This window comes from Alphaproteobacteria bacterium (assembly GCA_033344895.1).
GTDB lineage: Bacteria > Pseudomonadota > Alphaproteobacteria > UBA8366 > Aestuariispiraceae > Pacificispira.
The window spans coordinates 867,185-889,659 of record JAWPMN010000001.1 but is presented as its reverse complement, the minus strand read 5'-3'; the positions used below and the strand labels follow the sequence as shown (position 1 = coordinate 889,659).

Genomic DNA, 22,475 nt, shown 5'->3' with positions numbered 1-22,475 from the left:
CATGGTTGATTTCGCCCTGACCGAAGAGCGGCAGATGCTGCAGGACACGCTGCGGCGCTACTTGTCCGACCGCTACACCACCGATGCGCTGAACGCGATTCTGAAGGAAGACGGCGGCTTCAGCCCGACGGTCTGGTCCGAACTGGCGGAACTGGGCGTGATCGGCGCCTTGTTCGATGAATCGCAGGGCGGTTTCGGCGGCGCCGGGTTCGATGTGACGGTCCTGTTTGAGGAATTCGGTCGTGCCGGTGTGGTGGAACCGTTCCTCGACACGGTTGTCCTCGCCGGAGGTCTGATTGCGGATCTGGGGACGGACGCCCAGTGCGGTATCCTCGAGGATGTTATTGCAGGTTCTGTGCAATTGGCTTTCGCTCATGGCGAGCCGGACTCGCGCTATGACCTTAATCGGGTATCTAGCGTCGCGGAGATTCGCGGTGATACCGTCGTACTGAACGGGCGAAAGGCGGTTGTGGGCAACGGCGCCAACGCGCAGATGCTGGTGGTCAGTGCCCGCAGCAGCGGCGATGTCGCGGACCCGGACGGCATCTCCTTGTTTCTGGTCCCCGCGGATTCGCCGGGCCTGTCGCGACGCGGTTATCCACTGATGGGCGGCGGCACGGCGGCGGAGGTTACCCTGAGCGATGTCGAGGTGTCGCTGGACGCCGCATTGGGACCGATTGGGCAGGCCTTCCCGGTTATCGAACGCCGGGTCGCCATAGCGGTTACCGCGCTGTGTGCGGAAGCGCTCGGTGCCATGGAAAGTGCGAAGGATTTGACCGTCGAATACCTGCGGACGCGAAAACAGTTCGGACGGCCACTGGGCAAGTTTCAGGCGCTTCAGCACCGTATGGCCGACATGCTGGTCGAAATCGAACAGGCACGCTCCGCCGTCATCAATGCTGCGGGACATCTCGACCGCGACCGGGTTACCCGCGAACGGCATGTCAGCGCGGCGAAGAATCTGATCGGACGGGTCGGCCGTCTGGTGGCCGAGGAAACCATTCAAATGCATGGCGGCATCGGCATGACCCAGGAATACGGCCTGGCCCATTTTGCAAAGCGCATGGTGATGGTCGACCATCGCTTCGGCGATACCGATCACCATCTGGAACGGTTCATCGCGCTGGCGCAGGGCTGACCGGCCATGTCCGCAGAGGCGATCATCCGTGACGAGACGGGACCGCAGCGCCTGATCGGCTATGTTCTGGATGTCGGTCAGCCTGACAAATGCGCCCGGTGCTGGCTGGACGTAGAGGATCGACATCTGAACCGGCATGGGGTCCTGCATGGCGGGATTGCCGCAACCTTGCTGGACAGCGCCTGCGGGGCGACAGGCAGCCTGACGGTCGATGAGACCGGGCGCGTTCCCTTCCTGACGATATCCATCAACACACAGTTCGTGACGCCGGCCACCGGCGGGCGTGTCACGGCAGTCGGACGTGTCACCGGCGGCGGGCGCAGTCTTCTGTTTATCGAAGGGCAACTGACCGATGAGTCAGGGACCCTGATCGCGACGGCGACCGGCGTCTTCAAGAAAGTGCCGCCGCACCGGCGTGGGGGAGTGTGACATGGCCGATGTGACACTGGAACAGATCGGTGCGGCGCTGGTGGTAACCAATTGCGACGGTGCGCGACGCAATCCGCTTTCCCCGGAGTTCTATGCGGCAATCCGGAACGCCACTGACCGCGCGGCCGGAGACGCTACGATCGCCTCCGTCATCCTGACGGGAGAGGGCAGCTTCTTCTGCGCCGGCGGCGATCTGAAGACCCTGGTCAAGCGGCGGGAGATGACCGAATCCGGAAGGCGCGAGGCGATTGATGGTCTGCATGATGTCATCCGCGCGATCCGGGCCTGTCCGAAACCGGTGATCGCGGCGGTCGAGGGTGGCGCGGCCGGGGCCGGGGTTTCTCTGGCGCTGGCTTGCGACTTCCTGATTGCAGCACGCGGTGCTCTCTTCTCGGTGGCCTATGTGAAGGCCGGGCTGGTGCCGGATGGCGGGCTGACCGCACGTCTGGCGGCGCAACTGCCGCGCCCCCTGGTGTCCCGCCTCTGCATGCTGGGCGATCCGGTTTCCGCGGATCGGTTCTATGATCTGGGCATGGTCACGGAGCTGTGCGATCCGGGCGGCGCCATGGCCCTTGCCACGCAGTATGCCGACCGCCTGGCGGCCGGTCCGGCCCAGGCCCTGCGCTACATCAAGGCTTTGCTGGAAACCGCGTCCTTCTCTGACCCGGACTCCCAGCTGGATCGGGAGCGCGACGCCATGGCACGTGCCCTGGGCAGCGACGAGGCGGCGGAAGGCATCGGAGCCTTCCTGAGCAAGACCAAACCGGATTTTGCAAAACTGCGGAGCGGCGAATGACACCGCCCGATGGCAGCGCGGCGCCGGTTACGGACCCGGCATTCGATACGCCGGTGACCCGAATCTATGGCACGCGACTGCCCATCGTCGCAGGCGGCCTGATGTGGCTGGCCGATGCGCAGTATGTTTCGGCCGCTGCACGGGCGGGCATCATTTCCTTCATCACCGCCGCCAGCTTCCCGGAACCTGCGCGGCTGCGCGACGAAATCCGCAAGTGCCGCGACCTGTGCGACGGCGCGCCGTTCGGCGTCAATGTCTCCATGCTGCCGAAACTGGTGCAGGGGGAGCAGACCGAAGCCGTGTTCCGCCTGATCGCCGATGAAGGCGTGCGCTTCGTCGAGACCTCGGGACGCAATCCCGAACCCTACATCCCGATGCTGAAGGATGCCGGCATCACCGTCCTGCACAAGGTTCCAAGCGTCCGCTACGCGGTGAAGGCGCAGTCGGTGGGCGTCGATATGGTCTCCATCGTCGGTGCGGAATGTGGCGGCCATCCGGGCATGGACATGATCGGCAGCATGGTGAACGGCGCGCTGGCTGAACGGCGATTGTCCATTCCCTTTCTGATCGGTGGCGGGATCGGGACGGGTTCGCAACTGGTCGCGGCCCTGGCCATGGGGGCTGCGGGGGTGGTCGTCGGTACGCGGTTCCTGGTGGCAGAGGAAGTGACGGCCCATCCCGACTACAAAAGGGCGCTTATTGCAGCCAGCGAACTGGATACGGCCCTGACGATGCACACGGTGCGAAACACCATCCGCACGCTGCGAAACGAGACAACGGACAGGGTTGCCGAACTGGAATCCGAAAATCCACAGATCGGGATCGAAGGGTTGATGCCTTACGTCTCCGGCAAGATCGGGCGCGAGGCATACCGCACCGGCGATGTTTCGCGCGGAATGTTGTCCGCCGGACAATCGCTCGGCCTGACGGATCGCATCGAACCCTTTGCCGATATCGTCAACGGCATGGAGCGGGAGGCGCTGGCCGCCCTCTCGCGACTTCGGCCGAACATCGCGTAACGAAAGAAACCCGGTATGAGTCAGGATCAGGTCACACGCATTCATCAGAATATCGACCGTCATCTGGCGGAACGCCCCGACAATCCGGCGGTGATCGATTTCGACGGCCGGCGTCTGACCTATCGTGACTATGCGGCGGCCGTGTCGGAGGCGGAGGCGGTTCTGCGCGGGGCAGGGGTCGTTGCCGGCGACCGGGTTTTGATCGTGGCTGAAAACAGTCTCGCCGCCATTGCCTTCGTTTTTGCCTGTAGCCGGCTGGATGCCTGGGCTGTTCCGGTCAATGCCCGCATGACGGCGGCCGAGATGACCCGTATTCGCCAGCACGCAACACCCCGTGCAGTCGTGTTTACGGTCAAGGCATCGCCGGATGCTGAGACCCATGCCGAGGCGGATTCTGCCGATCTATTGACCGGGCGTTTCGGCACGATTGCCCTGTCGACCCCCTTCGACAGCACGCCGGAGCCGGTGGAACCGGGGCGAGGGCAGGTTGGTGTCGTCCTCTATACCACCGGCACCACTGGCGCCCCCAAAGGGGTGATGCTGACCCAGGGAAATCTGCTTTTCGCCGGAAAGGCCTCTGCGGAGCTGCGCGACATGACGCCGACGGATACCGTCTATGGCGTCCTGCCGATGACCCATGTCTTCGGCCTGGCCTCGATGGTCGTCGCGGCGAGTCATGGTGGCGCCTGTATCCGCCTGAACCCGCGCTTCAGCGCGGAGGCACTCTACAATGCCCTGCGCGAGGATGTGACGATTCTGCCCGCCGTACCGCAGATGCATGCCCATCTGATGCACTATACCAAGGCCCAGGGATACACGAAGCTGGAGGGCAGCGGTCTGCGCTATGTGTCCTCCGGCGCGGCGCCGCTGGATCCGGCCTGGAAACGCAATGCCGAGGCTTTTTACGGCATACCGCTGCAGAACGGATACGGCATGACGGAAACCACCGCCGGCGTCTGCGCGACCCGCAACGCGATCGGCAGCCCGGATGTCAGCGTCGGCTATGCCCTGCCCGGTGTGGAGATCAAGCTGGATGAGGACATTGGCGGCCGAAGCGACGGAGTCGGCGAGATCCTGACCCGCGGTCCGCATATCATGAAGGGGTATTTCCGCAATCCGGAAGAAACCGAAAAGGTGTTGCTGCCGGACGGGTTCTTGCGAACCGGGGATCTGGGGCGCATCGACGAGAACGGCATGCTGCACATTGTCGGCCGGTCCAAGGAACTGATCATTCGCTCCGGTTTCAACGTCTACCCGCAGGAAGTGGAGAAGGCGCTGAACGACCATCCGGCCGTCGTGCTGGCGGCGGTTGTCGGCCGCACGGTCGAAGGCGGGAATGAGGAAGTATTGGCCTTTGTGCAGGTCGGTGATCCTGCCGCGGTGTCGGAGGACGAGTTGAAGGCCCATATCGCCGAAAGCCTGTCGAGCTACAAGCGACCGTCGAAGATCGTAATCACCGACAGGCTGCCGGCTGCAGCGACCGGTAAGATCCTGAAGAACAGACTGATCGAGACGTTCCGCGATCAGCTTTAGGGGCAAAGCAGGCGTTTTTCGTCGCTTGTCGCTGCCAGCACGTTACCTGTCGCGATGCAGAAATCCCGAACATGCGACCAGGCGCACATTCGCCGCGCTTGTGGTGCTGGCTCACCTCCTTGGTGTGCCGGATAATTGGGAAGCCGGTGAAATCCCGGCACTGCCCCCGCAACGGTAAGAAGGGTTGAACCGCGGCGAATGCCATTGGGATCACGGTCCCGAGAAGGCGCCGCGACCGGCTAGCACCTCCCTTCGAGTCCGGAAACCAGCCCAGGCAGAACTGCTCTTGGATCGCGGGTGGCGATCACGAGGTGCCTTTCTTTCCGTCTGCCGTCCGGCAAATCGGCGCGGAAAGGATGTCCTCATGACAACACCAGCGACCATACCAACGGACCGCCCTGTGCGGCACATGACTGAGGAGTTTCGGTATGGACGCGACTTACCTTGTCCAGAATCTGCTGGCCGCTCGGCGACCGGGCTATTCCCTGGAACGGGCATTCTATGCGGACCGCGCGGTCTTCGATCTGGAAATGGAGACCCTGTTCCTGAACGAATGGCTGTTCGCGGGTCACGGCTGCGAGATTCCCGAGGCCGGAGACTACACCACCTATCGCATCGGCCGGGCGGAAGCGATCATCCTGCGAGGAGCGGACGGCGAGATTCGGGCCTTTCACAATGCCTGCCGCCACCGCGGTTCGCGCATCTGCCAAACGGCGCAGGGCAATGCCGCGCGCCTGGTCTGCCCCTATCACCAATGGACATACGACCTGGATGGCAAGCTGCTCTTCGCGCGTGAGATGGGGCCGGATTTCGACCCCGAGGCCCACCGGCTGAAACCGGTCGCCTGCGAAAGCGTCGGCGGCTATCTCTTTGTCAATTTTGGCGATGTACCGTCCGACTTCGCCCCGGTCCGCGCCCGGATCGAGCCTTACATGCTGCCGCATCGGCTGGAATACACGAAGGTCGCGTACAAGACGACGATCGTCGAAAAGGGCAATTGGAAACTGGTCTGGGAAAACAATCGGGAATGCTATCATTGTTCCGGCTCCCATCCGGAACTGTGCCGTACCTTTACCGATGCACCGACGGTGACCGGCGTCGAACAGACCGACGGCGACACGTCTCTGCAGGATCATTGGGCCCGATGTGAGGCCGCCGGTCTGCCCAGCCGGTTTTATCTGGACGAAAGCGGCCAGTACCGTGTCATGCGCGTACCGTTCCTGCGAGATACCGAGAGTTTCACTATGTCGGGGAAGCCCGCCTGTTCCAAGATGCTGGGCGCGATCCGTGAGCAGCGCATCGGTTCCATGCTTCTGTTCCACTACCCCAGCAGCTGGAACCACCTGTTGCGCGATCACGCGATCTCGTTCCACGTCAATCCGATCGGGCCCCAGGAAACGGAGGTCACGACGCGCTGGCTGGTGCGTAAGGATGCGGTCGAAGGGATCGATTACGATCTGAAGACCCTGACGGAGGTCTGGAACGCGACAAACGACCAGGACCGCCTGCTGGTCGAACAGAACCAGCTGGGGGTGAACTCCCCGGCCTATCAGCCCGGTCCCTATTCCCCGGTCCACGAAACCGGCGTGCGCCAGTTCGTCGACTGGTATTGCGATGCCATGACACGGCATCTGGGCGCCTATGCGCAGCCCGCGGCGGCGGAGTAACCGGCGATGCGGTTGACGAAATTCAAATCGCTGGACGAGCGCACATACTGGACCGATGCAAAGGAACTGGAATGCGTGATGGTCATTCCGGAGGCGCCAGACGTCACTTCCTTCTGCTTCAAGACTGCCGATGACAGCTGGTTTCGATACTCGCCCGGGCAGTTTGTCACGCTGGAACTGCCTGCCGGGCCGGAACCGTTGCTGCGGACCTATACGCTGTCTTCCTCTCCATCCCGACCGCTGTCGATATCCGTAACGGTCAAGGCGCAGCCCGACAGCGTCGGGTCGCGCTGGATGCTGGACAATGTGAAGGTCGGGGATCGGTTGCGCGCATACGGGCCGGGCGGGATCTTTTCCTTCATGCAGTATCCGGCGGAGAAGTTCCTGTTCATTTCTGCTGGCTCCGGCGTCACGCCGATGATGTCGATGACACGCTGGCTGTTCGACAATGGCGAGCATACAGATATCGCCCTGATCTCTTGTGCCCGCCGCCCATCGGAACTGATATTCGAGCCGGAATTGCGCCGCATGGCGCAGCGGGTGCCGGATATCAAGCTGTCCTTTGTCGTGGAGGAGGACGATCCGTACTCCGCCTGGGCCGGCTACCGGGGGCGCCTGAACCAGCTGATGTTGGAACTGATGGCGCCGGACTATATGGAGCGGGAAATCTTCTGCTGCGGTCCGGAACCCTTCATGAAGACGGTGCGCGATATCCTCAATGTCGCCGGCTTCGAAATGGCGCATTATCACGAGGAAAGCTTCCACGCACCGATCCGGACCGAGGATCAGCGCCCCGAACATGACGACATCGTGCTGGATGAAACCGCCGGCGCGACGATCCGGTTTGCTGCTGCCGGGCTGGAGGCGTCATGCAGCGAAACGGATACGATCCTTCAGGTCGCGAAGGCCCAGGGCCTGAACATTCCGTCCGCCTGCCAGTTCGGCGTCTGCGGCACCTGCAAGGTCAGGAAGACTTCGGGCGAGGTGCACATGGTCCATAATGGCGGGATTACCGACAAGGAGATCGAAGCGGGAATGATCCTGGCCTGCTGTTCGAATCCGATCGGTCGTGTGGAGGTCGACATCTGACCGTTTCAGAATGATGGAAGCCCGGAGATTGACTTGTTTCCGGGCGGCTTGCTATCTAGGGCCGCGCGCGAACCCGCGCGAATGCGGTCATTTTCAAAGAGATACGATCCGAGGCGGTCTGTCCGGCCGCCCCATCATTCCTAGCGAACGCGGAAAGAGATTGAATGGCTTACGATCCCAGCCTGGTTGAGCCTAAATGGCAGCGCTTTTGGGAGGAGAACGAGACCTTCAAGGTCGAGGTCGACACCTCCAAGCAGAAGCTCTATGTCCTGGACATGTTCCCGTACCCGTCGGGGGCGGGGCTGCATGTCGGCCATCCGGAAGGCTACACGGCCACCGATATCGTCTGTCGCTACAAGCGCATGCAGGGGTTCAATGTTCTGCATCCGATGGGCTGGGACGCCTACGGTCTGCCGGCGGAACGCTATGCCATGCGGACCGGGGTCCACCCGTCGGTCACGACGAAGGCGAATATCGATACCTTCCGCGCCCAGATCAAACGCCTCGGCTTCTCCTATGACTGGAGCCGCGAGTTTTCGACGACTGACCCGGATTATGTGCGCTGGACCCAGTGGATCTTCCTGAAACTCTATGAGCGGGGGCTGGCCTATCAGGCAGAGGTCCCGGTGAATTGGTGCCCGGCCCAGGGTACGGTCCTGGCCAATGAAGAGGTCAAGGACGGGAAATATGTAGAGACCGGCGACCCGGTCGAACGCCGCCTGATGCGTCAGTGGATGCTGCGCATCACCAAATACGCCGACCGCCTGCTGGAAGACCTGGAAGACCTGGACTGGCCTGAAGGGATCAAGGCCATGCAGCGCAACTGGATCGGCCGGTCCGAAGGCGCGCAGGTCACCTTCGCTGTGGCGGACAGCGACAAGAGCTTCGAAATCTACACGACCCGACCGGATACACTGTTTGGCGCGACCTACTGCGTTCTGTCGCCGGAACACCCGTTGGTCGATGCCATCACTGCCGAAGATCAACGCGCAGCGGTCGATGCCTACCGGGATCAGGCATCGAAGATGAGCGAACTTCAGCGCACTGAACTGGCCAAGGACAAGACCGGCGTCTTTACCGGCGCCTTTGCGGTCAATCCGGTCAATGGCGAGAAGCTGCCGGTCTGGGTCGCGGACTATGTCATGATGTCCTATGGCACCGGCGCGATCATGGCCGTACCCGCCCATGACGAACGCGACCATGAATTTGCGCGTAAATTCGATCTGCCGATTGTTCAGGTGATCAAACCGACCGAAGAGGTGGATATCCAGAAGGAAGCCTATATCGGCGACGGTGTCGCGGTGAATTCCGGTTTTCTGGACGGCCTGGGTGTCGATGAAGCGAAGAAGAAGGTCATCGCCTTCCTGGAAGAAAAGGGTGTCGGCGAGGGGCGCGTTCAGTACCGCCTGCGCGATTGGCTGTTCTCGCGCCAACGTTATTGGGGCGAGCCGATCCCGGTGCTGCGCAAATCCGATGGCGATATCGTGCCGCTGCCCGAGGACAGCCTGCCGGTCCTGCCGCCCGCGCTGGACGATTACCGCCCGACCGACAATGGCGAACCGCCGCTGGCCCGTGCCACGGATTGGGTCAACGTCACCGATCCGGATACCGGTGAGGCGATGCTGCGCGAGACCAATACGATGCCGCAATGGGCCGGGTCGTGCTGGTACTATCTGCGCTTTATCGATCCGAAGAACGACAAGTGTTTCGTCGATCCGGAGAAGGAAAAATACTGGATGCCCGTCGACCTGTATGTCGGCGGCGCGGAACATGCCGTCCTGCACCTGCTCTACGCCCGCTTCTGGCACAAGGTGCTCTATGACATTGGCGCCGTATCGACCAAGGAGCCGTTCCGTAAGTTGTTCAACCAGGGCATGATCCTGGCCTATTCCTACCGCGACGCGCAGGGCAAGTATTACGAGCCTGAGAAGGTGCAGCAGGTCGATGGCAAGCAGATGGTCGGCGATGTCGAAGTGACCTCGCAGATCGAGAAGATGTCGAAATCGCGTCTGAACGTCGTCAATCCGGACGATGTCGTGCGGGAGTTCGGTGCCGATTCCATGCGCCTCTATGAGATGTTCATGGGACCGCTGGACGTCACCAAGCCGTGGCAGACTTCCGGTGTTGCCGGTGTCCGCCGATTCTTGAACCGGTCCTGGCGGATTGTTTGCGACGAGGACGACGTTCTGGATACCGCCCGCATCGTGGATGAGGAGCCGAGCCTGGAACTGAACGGGTTCCTGCACCGGACGATCGCCGGTGTGACCGACGATCTGGACGGGCTGCGCTTCAACACCGCCATCGCCAAGCTGATGGAACTGGTCAACGAGCTGACCCCGATGGAGCGCCGCCCGCGTTCGGTGGTGGAAAGCTTCGTCCTGCTGCTGTCGCCCTTCGCGCCGCATTTGGCCGAGGACCTCTGGCAGAAGCTTGGCCATGACGACACGCTGGCCTATGAAGCCTGGCCGGTAGCCGATCAGGCGATCCTCGCCGCCGCCGCGGAGCAGCAGAAGAAGGAATACCCGGTCCAGATCAACGGCAAACTGCGCGCCCGCGTGATGGCCGATCCGAATCTGGACAAGGAAGGGCTGCTGGACGCGGTGAAGGCCGATCCGGCCGTTCAGGAACATCTGGCGGGCAAGGAGATCGTGAAGGAGATCGCCGTGCCCGGGCGTCTGGTGAACTTCGTCGTTAAGGGGTGACGCTGCCTAGTTGCCCGGTCGGCTGAACTGCAATTCGGCCAGCCGGGCGTAGAGCGGGTTCGACTTCAGCAATTCGTCATGGGTGCCGGTGGCGACGATCCGGCCCTGGTCCATTACCGCGATACGATCGGCATTGACGACCGTGGCCAGCCGGTGGGCGATGATCAGCGTCGTCCGTCCTTTCATCAGCCGTTCCAGTGCGTCCTGAACCAGACGTTCGTTTTCGGAATCCAGCGCGCTGGTCGCTTCGTCCAGCAGCAGTACCAACGGATTGCGCAGGATCGCCCTTGCGATCGACAGGCGCTGTTTCTGACCACCCGACAGACGTGTGCCCTTTTCGCCCAGGAATGTCTCGTATCCCTCCGGCAGGGCTTCCAGGAATTCATGGGCCGCGGCGTCGTGCGCGGCGGCCTCGACCGCCGCATCGTCGGCATCAGGACGACCGTAACGGATGTTCTCCCGGCCGGAGGTGCCGAAAACCACCGGATCCTGCGGGACCAGCGCCATGCGCTCGCGGATTTGCGCGGGATCCGCGTCGGCCAGATCGACATCGTCCAGACGGATCGCCCCGGCATGCGGATCGTAGAAACGCAGAAGCAACTGAAAGACGGTGGATTTTCCCGCACCGGACGGGCCGACCAGTGCGACGGTTTCGCCGGGTTCCACGGTCAGTGTGAAATCCTCCAGGGCGGCGGTGTCGGGGCGGGACGGATAGCGGAAAAAGACCGCGTCGAAACTGACCCTGCCGACGGGCGGATCGGGAAGCGGGGTTGGCCTGGGCGGTGCCTGGATCGCCGGTGCCGCTTCCAGAAGTTCGATCAGGCGTTCCGTCGCGCCGGCCGCCCGCAGAACCTCGCCATAGACTTCCGAGATGATCCCGACGGAGAAGGCGACCAGCGTGGCATAGAACACGAAGGCAGCCAGTTCGCCGCCGGTGATCCGGCCGGCAAGGACGTCGTTCCCGCCGACCCAGAGAATGACGCCGATCGACGTGAAGACCAGCAGGATGACTGTTGCGGTCAGCAGACCGCGCAGTCTCGTGCGACGGATTGCCGTTTCAAATGCCTCCCGGACTTCAGCTCCGAAGCGGCTGCGGTCGCGGGCCTCATGGGTGAAGGCCTGGACGGTGCGGATCGCGTTCAGGCTTTCCTCGGCGAAGGCACCGACATCGGCAACCCGATCCTGGCTGGCGCGGGACAGTTTCCGAACGCGCCGACCGATCACCAGGATGGGCACCACGACCACCGGCACGACCAGAAGCACCAGGGCGGTCAGCTTCGGGTTGGTCACCGCCATCATCACAATGCCGCCGATCATGATCAGCAGATTGCGTAAGGCCATGGACGCGCTGGACCCGATGATGGATTGCAACAGCGACGTGTCGGTGGTCAGCCGGGACAGAATCTCTCCGGTCTTCGTGACTTCGAAAAACCCGGGATCCATGCGCAGCACACGGTCAAAGACGGCGTTGCGCAGATCGGCGACAACCCGTTCGCCCAGCCAGGTGACAAGGTAGAAGCGGCAATAGGTGCCAAGTGCCATCAGCACCGACAGACCGATCAACAGCGCCAATGCATTATCCAGAGCCGCGGGGTCGCCATCCGCGAAACCGCTGTCGACCAGGGCGCGCAAACCCTGACCGAGCGCCAGAACGGTGCCGGCGGTAACCATGAGCGCGAGGGTCGCCAGCGCGACCCGACCGCGATAGGGCGCCAGAAAGGCCAATACCCGGCGCAGCGATCGGATGTCGCGACCCTTGGGTCGGTCGGGCCCGCCTTGTCTAGCCAATGTCCTGCTCCGTTTCAGATTGAGTAGGCTGTGCAGTAACGTGCATCGGTGAAGTAAGGAAAGGCGGATTTGGAATTGTCTCGGGATGGCATAGTGTGTCCGCCGGGAAAAGCGTTAAGAGGACATGGTGCGATGAGCGACCCGTTGCCAGAGATATTGAGTGCCGAGATGGACCTGCCCTGCGACGACGTCCAGGAAACGGCCGGCTTCTTCACCGATACGTTGGGGTTTCTGCTGCATACGATCTATCCCGCCGATGATCCGTCGGTGGCGGTGATTTCAGGGTATGGCGTCCGGTTGCGGCTGGTTCGGGGGCTCAAGGCCGATCCGGGCAGGTTGCACCTGCTTGGCCCGGCGGACCGCGCATCGCTGACGGCGCCGAACGGAACGCGGATCGACTTTGGTCCTGTCGATCCGTGGCCGGACATTCCGGACGGCGTTCCGTCCTTTCATGTATCCCTGCCGCCGGGCCGGGACGGCTGGGGACAGGGGCGCGCAGGCATGCAGTATCGTGACCTGATTCCCGACCGTTGGGGCGGGCGCTTCATCGCCTCCCATATCCGGATCCCTACGGGCGGACCGGTGCCGGATTACGTTCATTTCCACAAGGTCCGGTTCCAGATGATCTTCTGTTACAAGGGGTGGGTTCGACTGGTCTATGAGGATCAGGGGGAGCCGTTCATCATGAAGGCGGGCGATTGCGTATTGCAGCCCCCTGAGATTCGGCATCGCGTGCTGGAAGCGTCAGACGGGTTGGAAGTGGTTGAGATCGGCTGTCCCGCAGACCATCCGACCCATGTCGATCATATTCTGCCGCTCCCGACCGAATTTCTGCGCCCGGAACGGGATTTCGGCGGCCAGCGCTTTGTTTTTCATCAGGCCGAAGGCGCCGACTGGATCCCCTGGGAAGGTGCGGGATTTGACTGTCGCGACCTGGGTATCTCTGCGGCAACCGGCGGATTGGCGGATGTCCGCGTCGTGCACCGGGACTCCGGTTCGACCGAGGCGATCAAGAGCGCGCCGGAGTTTCATTTCCTCTTCGGGCTGGAGGGGGCGGGCAGTCTGTCGGTTGAAGGTGAAGAGCCTGTGACGCTGTCCCCGGGGGCGTCCGTCGCGATTCCGGGCGGGCGGGCGGTGTCGCTCGATGCCTCCGCGCCGTTCGAATTTCTCGAGGTTCGGCTCTAGAGCCTGGGATGCACGGTGCGCGATAGAATCGAGAGGGCTGCCAGAATCAGGGCCAGAACCAGATAGACGATCTCGATCGGCAGCAGGCTGAGCAGGACGGCGAAGATCGCAGCATGTCCGATCTCCGCCACGTCGCGATAGGTCGTGAAGGCGGGGGTCATTTCTGTTCGCTGACTGGGGCGGCAGGCCCGGAAGAACAGCGCATTGCCGTATCCGTCATTGACCGCCATGGCCAGCGCGGCTGCCAGAATGCCGGCGGCACCCAGATAGGGCATGTGGGAGAAACCCCAGGCGCCCAGGCATCCGACGGCTGCGGCGCCGAAGGTCAGCATGGCGATTCGCCGGATCCCGAACTGCCGCGTCAGCCAGCCCCAGAGCGGCATGCCCATCATGCCGCCCGCGCCCAGTGACAGCAGGGCGCCGGCCGCGAACTCGCCCAGCCCGGTATTCACCGCATAGATCGGTGTGTAGATGAAGAAACTCATCCAGAAGAATCCGCGTCCGGTGGCATTCAGCCAGGCATGCAATAGCCGTCGATCGCGCATGAACGCCCCCAGACTGGCGAGGGGATTGCGAAACTTTCTGTTCGTGGTCGGTCGCACACCAGGGGCCGAGCGGAAACGCAATGCCCAGAACAGCAGCATCAGCGCAAGCATGGCCGCGGCACTGAAGTAATAGGGTGCCGCTGAGGACACATATTGGGATAGCGCCACGCCGATCATCGGGCCGACGAACCACCCGGTTCCCAGCGACAGCATGCGCAGCGGCTCCGAGCGTCCGAGATCGCCGCGACGGACATAATCCATGACGAAAAGGTTCAGGCAGACGCTGACCAATGCCACCCCGAGTGCCCGCAGGATGAAGCCGAGCACCTGGGCCGAAGCCAGATCGAGCGCGAACAGGATGGCGGCAAGCCCGCCGCCGATGCAGGACAGGCTCAGAAGTGTCGCCCGCCCGAAGCGGCGGGCCAGGGCCGGCGCCGCAAAGACGGAGGGGATGGCAACTGCGGATCCCGCCAGGACACAGAGGCTGACCGCCTCATCCGAGCCGAGCAGGCGGACAGTATCGATCGGCAGCACCGCGGACGCCGTGCCGCGCGCCAGTGCCTCCAGCCCGAATAGAATTGCGATCGTCTCGGCGCCGGGCGATTTGATCCGCCGCAGCCAGACGGCGTCCATGGAACCCGCCAAGAAGCCTCCCCACTGATATTTCAGTATGCAGTTTGGACCCGTGCGGGCGGGAAAGGAAAGACCCTGCGACTCGGTTCTGAAACCGGGCCGTAATGATGCGTCACAATGCGCCACATCGCCGGGGGCCGAGTCTTGTTGCACCCTTCGTACCCTTATGCTAAACCCCGCGCGTCCTCGGGGGGCGTTGCAGCAAGAAAAAGCCGGTTATCGGCGGGTTTCAGCGCACTTTGACGGACCCATGTCCCGGTCGTCTCCGGGCCTTGGATCGACGACACGGACGGCAACGATTAATATCGAGGGGTCTCCCAACCGTGGCAGCCAAAGGTGGCGTGAACGAAATCGCCGATCGATACGCGAAAGCGCTGTTCGATCTGGCCGATGATGGCAAACAACTGGACGCCGTGGCGGACGATCTCCGTACGCTCGGTGCTCTGCTCGACGAATCCGAAGATCTTCAGCGTCTCGTGCGCAGTCCGGTCATCAGCCGTGCCGATCAAGGCAAGGCGATGGCGGCGGTGCTCGACAAGACCGGCGCCGGTGACCTGACCCGCAAATTTGTGGGCCATGTCGCGGCGAACCGCCGTCTGTCCGCGCTGAAAGCGATCTCAAAGGCGTTTCTCGCCGAACTGGCCGCGCGCCGGGGCGAGGTGACCGCCGAAGTCTCTTCCGCGAAGGCGCTCAGTGATGCGCAGATCGCCGCGGTCGAAGAGGCGCTCAAGAAAGCCGTGGGCGGCAAGGTTGCCGTCTCGCACAAAGTGGATCCGTCGTTGATCGGCGGTCTTATCGTCAAAGTCGGCAGCCGGATGATCGATACGTCGGTCGCCACCAAGCTGCAGCGCTTGAAGCTTGCGATGAAGGGAGCTTAAGAGATGGAACTCCGGGCCGCGGAAATTTCCGCAATTCTGAAGGACCAGATCGCGAATTTTGGCACCGAAGCCGATGTCGCGGAAGTCGGGCAGGTCATCTCCGTCGGTGACGGGGTCGCTCGCGTCTACGGGCTGGACAACGTCCAGGCCGGTGAGATGGTCGAATTCCCCGGCGGCATCAAGGGTATGGCGCTGAACCTCGAAACCGACAATGTCGGTGTCGTGATTTTCGGCTCCGACCGTGAGATCAAGGAAGGCGATACCGTCAAGCGGACGGGCACCATCGTTGACGTGCCGGTCGGCAAGGGTCTGCTCGGTCGCGTCGTCGACGGTCTCGGCAACCCGATCGACGGCAAGGGGCCGATCGAATCGGACACCCGCGCCCTCGCTGAAGTCAAGGCGCCGGGCATTATTCCGCGCAAGTCGGTGCATGAGCCGGTGCAGACCGGTCTGAAGGCCCTCGACGCGCTGGTTCCGATCGGCCGCGGCCAGCGTGAGCTGGTCATCGGTGACCGTCAGACGGGCAAGACCGCCGTTATCGTCGACACGATCCTGAACCAGAAGCCGATCAATGCCGGCAACGACGAGAAGAAGAAGCTTTTCTGCATCTACGTCGCCATCGGTCAGAAGCGCTCCACCGTCGCGCAAGTCGTGAAGACCCTGACGGACATGGGTGCCATGGATTACACCGTTGTCGTCGCTGCGACCGCGTCCGATCCGGCGCCGCTGCAGTTCCTGGCGCCGTATACCGGTTGCGCCATGGGCGAGTACTTCCGCGACAACGGCATGCACGCGGTCATCTTCTACGACGATCTGTCGAAGCAGGCCACGGCCTACCGCCAGATGTCGCTGCTGCTGCGCCGCCCGCCGGGACGTGAAGCCTATCCGGGTGACGTGTTCTACATCCACTCGCGCCTGCTGGAACGCGCCGCGAAGATGAATGACGACCATGGTGCGGGCTCGCTGACAGCATTGCCGGTCATCGAAACCCAGGCGAACGACGTGTCGGCCTATATTCCGACGAACGTCATCTCGATTACCGACGGTCAGATCTTCCTGGAAACCAGCCTGTTCTATAAGGGTATCCGCCCGGCCATTAACGTCGGTCTGTCGGTTAGCCGCGTCGGTTCTTCCGCCCAGACGAAGGCGATGAAGAAGGTTGCGGGCTCGATCAAGCTGGAACTGGCCCAGTACCGTGAGATGGAAGCCTTCGCCCAGTTCGCGTCGGACCTCGATGCCTCGACCCAGCGTCTGCTGGCCCGCGGTGCGCGCCTGACCGAACTGCTGAAGCAGCCGCAGTACCAGCCGCTGAAAGTGTCCGAACAGGTCCTGTCGATCTATGCCGGTACCAAGGGCTACCTCGACAAGATCGCTGTCGGCGACGTCAACCGCTACGAATCGAAGCTCCTGGAGCATGCCCGGTCCGAGCACAAGGCGACGCTGGACAAGATCGACGACACCGGCGTTCTGGACGAGGACACGGAAAAGGCACTCGTGTCCATCCTGGACGGGTTCGCGAAGACCTTCGCCTGATCGGCGAAGGTCTGACGACCCAAACGGAAACGAAACGCTTCTATCGGGATAGGACATGCCGTCTCTCAAGGATCTAAAGACCCGCATCTCGAGCGTCCAGTCGACCCGCCGCATCACTTCCGCGATGAAGATGGTGGCGGCGGCGAAGCTGAAGCGCGCTCAGGAAGCGGCCGAAGCCGCCCGGCCCTACGCCGAGCGGATGGAGCGGATGCTGGGGTCGCTGGCCGCCGGCGTCTCCTCCGACAGTGCGCCGAAGCTGCTGGCAGGCACGGGTGACGACCAGACCCATCTGATCGTCGTCATGTCCTCCGACCGCGGCCTCTGCGGCGGGTTCAACGGCTCGATCATCCGCGCTGTCAAAAAGCGCATCGAACAGCTGAGTGCCCAGGGCAAGACGGTGAAGCTGATCGCGATCGGCCGGAAGGGCGTGTCCCTGCTGCGCCGCGAACACCGCGACAAGCTGGTCCACGGTTTTGAGGAACTGGTGAAGCCGTATCCGGCCTTCGACCAGGCCGATGCCGTCGTCGCCAAGGTCGTCGAGATGTTCGAGGCCGGTGAGTTCGACGTCTGCACGCTGTACTACAACAAGTTCATTTCCGCGCTGACGCAGGAAGTGACGCCGCTGCAGCTCATTCCGTTCGCCAGCTCCGAGGAGGGCAGCGACGATGATGAGGACGCGTCCGACCTGGGCGGTGCGCAGTACGAGTTCGAGCCCGACGAGGAAGAAATCCTGAAGGCGCTGCTGCCCAAGAACCTGTCGGTTCAGGTCTTCCGCAGCATGCTGGAAAGCTTCGCCTCCGAACAGGGCGCCCGGATGACGGCCATGGACAATGCGACGCGGAACGCGGGCGATATGATCAATTCGCTCAGCATCACCTACAACCGCGCCCGCCAGGCCATGATTACCAAAGAACTGATCGAAATTATCTCGGGCGCCGAGGCGCTCTAACAGATTAAGTCCGAGACAGGAGCAACCGCGATGAGCAACACCACCGGCAAGATTACCCAGGTTCTGGGCGCTGTCGTCGACGTTCAGTTCGACGGCGACCTGCCGCCGATCCTGAACTCCCTGCACACCAAGATCGAAGACCGCACGCTGGTTCTCGAAGTGGCGCAGCACCTCGGTGAAAACACCGTCCGGACGATCGCCATGGACACGACAGAAGGTCTGGTTCGCGGTCAGGAAGTCGTCGACACGGGCGACGCCATTCAGGTTCCGGTCGGTCCGGAGACCCTGGGCCGCATCATGAACGTCATCGGCGAGCCGGTGGACGAGCGCGGTCCGGTCAAGACCAAGTCGACCTACCCGATTCACCGTCCGGCGCCGGAATATGTCGACCAGGCAACGGAAACCGAGCAGCTGGTCACCGGCATTAAGGTTGTCGACCTGCTGACCCCGTATCCGAAGGGCGGTAAGATCGGCCTGTTCGGCGGTGCCGGCGTCGGCAAGACCGTGCTGATCATGGAGCTGATCAACAACATCGCGAAGGGTCACGGCGGTTATTCCGTGTTCGCCGGCGTCGGTGAACGTACCCGCGAAGGGAACGACCTCTATCACGAAATGATCGAATCCGGGGTTATCGACCTGGAAGGCGACTCCAAGGTGGCGCTGGTCTACGGCCAGATGAACGAGCCGCCCGGCGCCCGTTCCCGTGTCGCCCTGACCGGTCTGACCCAGGCCGAGTATTTCCGCGATGAAGAAGGCCAGGACGTGCTGTTCTTCGTCGACAACATCTTCCGCTTCACCCAGGCCGGTTCCGAAGTGTCCGCCCTGCTGGGTCGTATCCCGTCCGCGGTGGGTTATCAGCCGACGCTGGGTACCGACATGGGCGCGATGCAGGAACGCATCACCTCGACCAAGAAGGGCTCGATCACCTCGGTGCAGGCCGTTTACGTCCCGGCGGATGACTTGACCGACCCGGCGCCGGCCACGACCTTCGCGCACCTCGACGCCACGACGGTTCTGTCGCGCTCCATCGCGGAGCTGGGTATCTACCCGGCGGTGGATCCGCTCGACTCGACCTCGCGCATTCTGGACGCCTCCACGGTGGGGGACCGTCACTACCAGGTCGCGCGCCGCGTGCAGGAAACCCTGCAGCAGTACAAGGGCCTGCAGGAAATCATCGCGATCCTGGGCATGGACGAGCTGTCGGAAGAAGACAAGCTGGTCGTCGCCCGTGCGCGCAAGATCCAGCGCTTCCTGTCGCAGCCGTTCCACGTCGCCGAAGTCTTCACCGGTTCTCCGGGCAAGTTCGTCGAACTGGAAGACACGATCAAAGGCTTCGAGGAAATCGTCGACGGCAAGCATGACGATCTGCCGGAAGCGGCCTTCTACATGGTCGGCGGCATCGACGAAGCGATCGAAAAAGCGAAGAAGATGGCAGCCGAAGCGGCCTGATGGACCGCGCCGTAACGCCAATTCTTACGCAGGAGTCAGACTATGTCGGATAAGGTGGCCTTCGAACTCGTCTCCCCGGAGAAACTTCTGTTCTCCGGTGAGGTCGACATGGTGGTCCTGCCGGCCGCCGACGGGGATATGGGTATTCTGCCCGGTCACGCGCCGGTCATCGCCACGATCCGTCCGGGCACGATCTGCATCTTCGAGGGCAACTCGGTGAAGGAACGTCTGTTCGTCGCCGGTGGCTTTGTCGAAGTCACGCAGGAACGCTGCACGGTGCTGGCCGATACCGCCATCCCGGTCGAGAAAATCGACCTTGCGGCGGCCCAGACCGAAGCCAAGGATCTGAGCGAAGACGTCAGCCACGCCAAAAATGACGACGACAAGGCCAAGGCCGAACTCGCCCTGGCGATTGCTGAAGCAAAGATCCAGGCGGCGCAGAGCCCGGCCTACAAGTAAGTTACTTCCATTTGGAAGGTACGGAACGGCCCGCCATATGGCGGGCCGTTTCACATTTGGGTCCGGATCCGGCGTCAGAAAATCTCGAAAATTTGCCCGGTCTGCAGACCTTCAACGCTCTTGGCGTATCCCAGCGCCGCGCGGGCACCCGGCACGGGCTCATGACCGCGAAAGTAGGGGCCGTAGCCTTCCATGGATTCGACCAGCACCCCGGGGCTGACCGTATTGATGCGCATGCCGTTGCCGAACTCGATTGCGGCGGCCCGGGTGAAGGCCTCGATCGCGCCGTTGACCATGGAGGCGGAACTGGCATAGCGGATCGGATCCCGGGTCAGGATCCCGGTTGTCAGGGTGAAGGACGCTTTCGGGGCGACGTGGTGCCGGCCGATCAGAACCAGATTCACCTGACCCATCAGCTTGTCATTGATGCCGATACGGTAATCCGCGTCTTCCATTTCCCAGAAATCACCGAACTTTACACCGCCCGCTGTCGACACGACGGCATCGACGGCGCCGACTTTTTCGAAGGCTGCGCGAATGCTGTTCGTATCGGTCATGTCCAGGGTGACATCGCCGCTGGACCGCCCGGCGGTGATGATGTCGTGGCGGGCGCCCAGTTCCGATGAGACGGCCTGACCAATGGTGCCAGAGGCGCCGACGAGGAGAATCTTCATGTTCGTGCTTCCTTGTAGAGATTTTCGGTTTGTGGTGAGCGCAATATGGTCTCTCCCTGATTGTTTTGATAAGTATGCAGATATTGAACAGAACGTTCGGAAACACGAACAATGCCAAACCTCCTCAGTGAAATGCGCAGCTTCGCTCTGGTCGTGGAACATGGCGGGTTCTCGGCTGCGGCACGGGCGGCCGGTGTCTCGAAGGCGCGCCTCAGCCAACATGTCAGCCGCCTTGAAGAGGCTGTTTCGGCGCAGCTTCTGCATCGCTCCACCCGCAGCATGAGCCTGACCCGGGCGGGGGAGGTCATGCTCGCCCATGGACGACAGGTCCTGACCGCCCAGGAAGAGGCTTTTGACGCGGTCGAGGCCCTGGCGGCGCTGCCGGCCGGGCCGGTCGGGATCACGGTCCCTGTCTCATTCGGCGAAATGTTTCTGACCGATATCGCCGCGGCCTTTCGGGCCCGCTATCCCGATGTGCGGATCCGGCTGGAACTGGACAATCGGTATCGCGACCTGAAGAAGGCAGAGGCGGATATCGCGATACGGGCGGGACTGTCGGACGATCCGGATCAGGTTGCGATACCGCTTGGCGAGTATTCGGAGGTGACCTGCGCCGCGCCGTCCTATCTGACCGGCCGAAACGACACACCGGTCCGGGCGCCAGACGATCTGCGCGGCCATGCCTGTCTGGTCAATCACCATTCCTGTCCGGACGGACGCTGGACCTACTTTCAGGGCGAAAGTGCCTTCTCCGTCGCCGTGGACGCCGCGCTCAGCCTGAACCATTTCCCCTTGATCCGGACCGCGGCCCTGGCAGGGCAGGGGGTGGCCAGGCTGCCGCGCTACCTCGCGGTACCGGAGATTGCCGCGGGCCGTCTGGTGGAACTGCTGCCGGATTACCGCTCTCCGACCAGTCCGATTTATCTGGTCTACATCCGCGAAAGCCGCCTGCCCCGCCGCGTCCGCCTGCTGGTCGACTTCATCCGCGACTGGTTCCGCGCTTCACCGGAGCTTTTGCTGCGGGGACCCTCACCCGACCCTACGCGCCACACTCGCGTTGGGGGAGAGGGATAACCAGGCCGCGCTTCGGCAACTCCCTCTCCCTGGAGGGAGTGGGCCGGGGTGAAGGACGCGCCACCGCGCGATCCTAAGGATTCTGTCCGCCGGACACTTCGATCCGCTGGCCGGTCATTCATTGCATCTCGCCGGTCAGCAGCGCGGCCATTGCGCCGCCGAAATTGTCCGGTTGTCCGGTGAGGACGAGTCCGTTCAGCTTCCACACCCATTTCAAGGCCGTCACCGCGACGATCCCGCTGCAAAATCAGAAAAGGACCTGCGCCTGCTGGAAGCCCGCAGGCACCTGATCGTCACAACCCGCCCCGTCGCCGAAATCGCCTTTGCCGTCGGTTACGAAAGCCCGATCCAGTTCAGCTGGGAACGCGACCGGAAGTTTGGGTTTCCGCTGAGGCAGGAACGGAAACAATTTGAGTTGATCTGATGGTGTTCTGAACTTATATCTAATAACAATTGAAATTTCTATTTGAAAAAATCTTCTATTTTGAAGTTAATTGGCCGAACTACTCTTCCTTTTTTTCGAATTTTTCGAACTAGCAATATGCTTGGGGTCGAAGCCACCATACAGAATAACCAACTTACGGCACAGAGCGAGATGGCAGCGGTTTTGGGGTGCTCCTTAGCGAGAAATGAGTTGATATTTTGCTCTGTCACCAAGTCAAAAGCGGGCATCTCCAGAAAAATAAGAATGAAGTAAAAATTAACAATTAAAGCAATAAATAAAGAAGCTATGGCTGGAAAAAGAAATAAAACAAGGTAGAACCAATAAAATTTTCTCATGATTTGGGCAAATCCCATCACCGCAATCGCGGTGACGCCGATTCTGATTATGCTTTCAAAATCCTGTGTATCCATGAGATCCGTATGGAGGGCCTCATTGTCCTATAAGAATGCCCCAAACATTATATTGATTTCTGATGAGAAAACCCAATGCT

The 22,475-nt window shown here is 62.1% G+C and carries 20 protein-coding genes and 1 riboswitch; of the genes, 16 read left to right on the top strand and 4 right to left on the bottom strand.

What is annotated here, in order from left to right; genetic code table 11:
* Position 1: 1 nt before the first annotated feature.
* The 8 genes from R8L07_04315 to leuS all read left to right on the top strand — a co-directional run bounded on the left by R8L07_04315 (position 2) and on the right by leuS (position 10,373).
* Positions 2–1,138, top strand: a complete 1,137-nt coding sequence (locus tag R8L07_04315) for an acyl-CoA dehydrogenase (protein MDW3204746.1) — start codon at positions 2–4, stop codon at positions 1,136–1,138.
* Between the two features lie 6 nt (positions 1,139–1,144).
* Entirely contained in the window at positions 1,145–1,567 is a 423-nt protein-coding gene (locus R8L07_04310) for a PaaI family thioesterase (protein MDW3204745.1), read from the top strand.
* Between the two features lies 1 nt (position 1,568).
* Entirely contained in the window at positions 1,569–2,363 is a 795-nt protein-coding gene (locus tag R8L07_04305) for an enoyl-CoA hydratase family protein (GenBank protein ID MDW3204744.1), read from the top strand.
* Positions 2,360–3,382: a nitronate monooxygenase gene (locus tag R8L07_04300; GenBank protein MDW3204743.1), complete on the top strand. Its 1,023-nt coding sequence runs from the start codon at positions 2,360–2,362 to the stop codon at positions 3,380–3,382. The genes R8L07_04305 and R8L07_04300 overlap by 4 nt, the downstream gene beginning before the upstream one ends.
* Before the next feature lie 15 nt (positions 3,383–3,397).
* A complete protein-coding gene (locus tag R8L07_04295; protein MDW3204742.1) occupies positions 3,398–4,915 on the top strand; it encodes a class I adenylate-forming enzyme family protein in 1,518 nt (505 codons plus the stop codon).
* Between the two features lie 84 nt (positions 4,916–4,999).
* Positions 5,000–5,204: riboswitch (cobalamin riboswitch) on the top strand.
* Between the two features lie 139 nt (positions 5,205–5,343).
* Positions 5,344–6,582 carry an aromatic ring-hydroxylating dioxygenase subunit alpha gene (locus R8L07_04290; GenBank protein ID MDW3204741.1) on the top strand — a complete coding sequence of 413 codons (1,239 nt, stop codon included), beginning with the start codon at positions 5,344–5,346 and terminating at the stop codon, positions 6,580–6,582.
* Between the two features lie 6 nt (positions 6,583–6,588).
* Complete coding sequence (locus R8L07_04285; GenBank protein MDW3204740.1) at positions 6,589–7,671, top strand: hybrid-cluster NAD(P)-dependent oxidoreductase; 1,083 nt, start codon at positions 6,589–6,591, stop codon at positions 7,669–7,671.
* Positions 7,672–7,835: 164 nt separating this feature from the next.
* Entirely contained in the window at positions 7,836–10,373 is a 2,538-nt protein-coding gene (gene leuS / locus R8L07_04280; GenBank protein MDW3204739.1) for a leucine--tRNA ligase, read from the top strand.
* Between the two features lie 6 nt (positions 10,374–10,379).
* Here leuS and R8L07_04275 read toward each other — a convergent pair whose 3' ends face one another.
* Entirely contained in the window at positions 10,380–12,161 is a 1,782-nt protein-coding gene (locus R8L07_04275; GenBank protein MDW3204738.1) for an ABC transporter transmembrane domain-containing protein, read from the bottom strand.
* 132 nt (positions 12,162–12,293) lie between these two features.
* Here R8L07_04275 and R8L07_04270 point away from each other — a divergent pair, with 132 nt between their 5' ends.
* A complete protein-coding gene (locus R8L07_04270) occupies positions 12,294–13,346 on the top strand; it encodes a cupin domain-containing protein (GenBank protein MDW3204737.1) in 1,053 nt (350 codons plus the stop codon).
* Here the strand turns inward: R8L07_04270 and R8L07_04265 are convergent.
* Complete coding sequence (locus tag R8L07_04265; GenBank protein MDW3204736.1) at positions 13,343–14,536, bottom strand: MFS transporter; 1,194 nt, start codon at positions 14,534–14,536, stop codon at positions 13,343–13,345. The two genes, R8L07_04270 and R8L07_04265, sit on opposite strands and share 4 nt — an antisense overlap.
* Positions 14,537–14,847: 311 nt before the next feature.
* On the opposite strand from R8L07_04265, the gene R8L07_04260 reads away from it, so the two are divergent.
* From R8L07_04260 to R8L07_04240, 5 genes are read left to right on the top strand one after another with little or no spacing between them, the layout of a single operon-like run.
* Positions 14,848–15,402, top strand: a complete 555-nt coding sequence (locus R8L07_04260) for a F0F1 ATP synthase subunit delta (GenBank protein ID MDW3204735.1) — start codon at positions 14,848–14,850, stop codon at positions 15,400–15,402.
* Between the two features lie 3 nt (positions 15,403–15,405).
* A complete protein-coding gene (gene atpA / locus R8L07_04255) occupies positions 15,406–16,935 on the top strand; it encodes a F0F1 ATP synthase subunit alpha (protein ID MDW3204734.1) in 1,530 nt (509 codons plus the stop codon).
* Between the two features lie 55 nt (positions 16,936–16,990).
* Positions 16,991–17,884: a F0F1 ATP synthase subunit gamma gene (locus R8L07_04250; GenBank protein ID MDW3204733.1), complete on the top strand. Its 894-nt coding sequence runs from the start codon at positions 16,991–16,993 to the stop codon at positions 17,882–17,884.
* 30 nt (positions 17,885–17,914) lie between these two features.
* The gene (atpD, locus tag R8L07_04245; protein MDW3204732.1) at positions 17,915–19,333 is read left to right on the top strand and encodes a F0F1 ATP synthase subunit beta; all 1,419 of its coding nucleotides are present in this window, start codon (positions 17,915–17,917) and stop codon (positions 19,331–19,333) included.
* Positions 19,334–19,375: 42 nt separating this feature from the next.
* Positions 19,376–19,792: a F0F1 ATP synthase subunit epsilon gene (locus tag R8L07_04240; GenBank protein ID MDW3204731.1), complete on the top strand. Its 417-nt coding sequence runs from the start codon at positions 19,376–19,378 to the stop codon at positions 19,790–19,792.
* Between the two features lie 74 nt (positions 19,793–19,866).
* On the opposite strand, the gene R8L07_04235 is transcribed toward R8L07_04240, so the two are convergent.
* Positions 19,867–20,466 carry a short chain dehydrogenase gene (locus R8L07_04235; GenBank protein ID MDW3204730.1) on the bottom strand — a complete coding sequence of 200 codons (600 nt, stop codon included), beginning with the start codon at positions 20,464–20,466 and terminating at the stop codon, positions 19,867–19,869.
* A 111-nt stretch (positions 20,467–20,577) separates the two neighbouring features.
* Here R8L07_04235 and R8L07_04230 point away from each other — a divergent pair, with 111 nt between their 5' ends.
* A complete protein-coding gene (locus tag R8L07_04230) occupies positions 20,578–21,540 on the top strand; it encodes a LysR substrate-binding domain-containing protein (GenBank protein MDW3204729.1) in 963 nt (320 codons plus the stop codon).
* Positions 21,541–21,712: 172 nt separating this feature from the next.
* Entirely contained in the window at positions 21,713–21,964 is a 252-nt protein-coding gene (locus R8L07_04225; GenBank protein MDW3204728.1) for a hypothetical protein, read from the top strand.
* 38 nt (positions 21,965–22,002) lie between these two features.
* Here the strand turns inward: R8L07_04225 and R8L07_04220 are convergent, their stop codons facing one another.
* Positions 22,003–22,395, bottom strand: coding sequence for a hypothetical protein (locus R8L07_04220; GenBank protein MDW3204727.1), 393 nt, complete (start codon positions 22,393–22,395; stop codon positions 22,003–22,005).
* Positions 22,396–22,475: the final 80 nt, after the last annotated feature.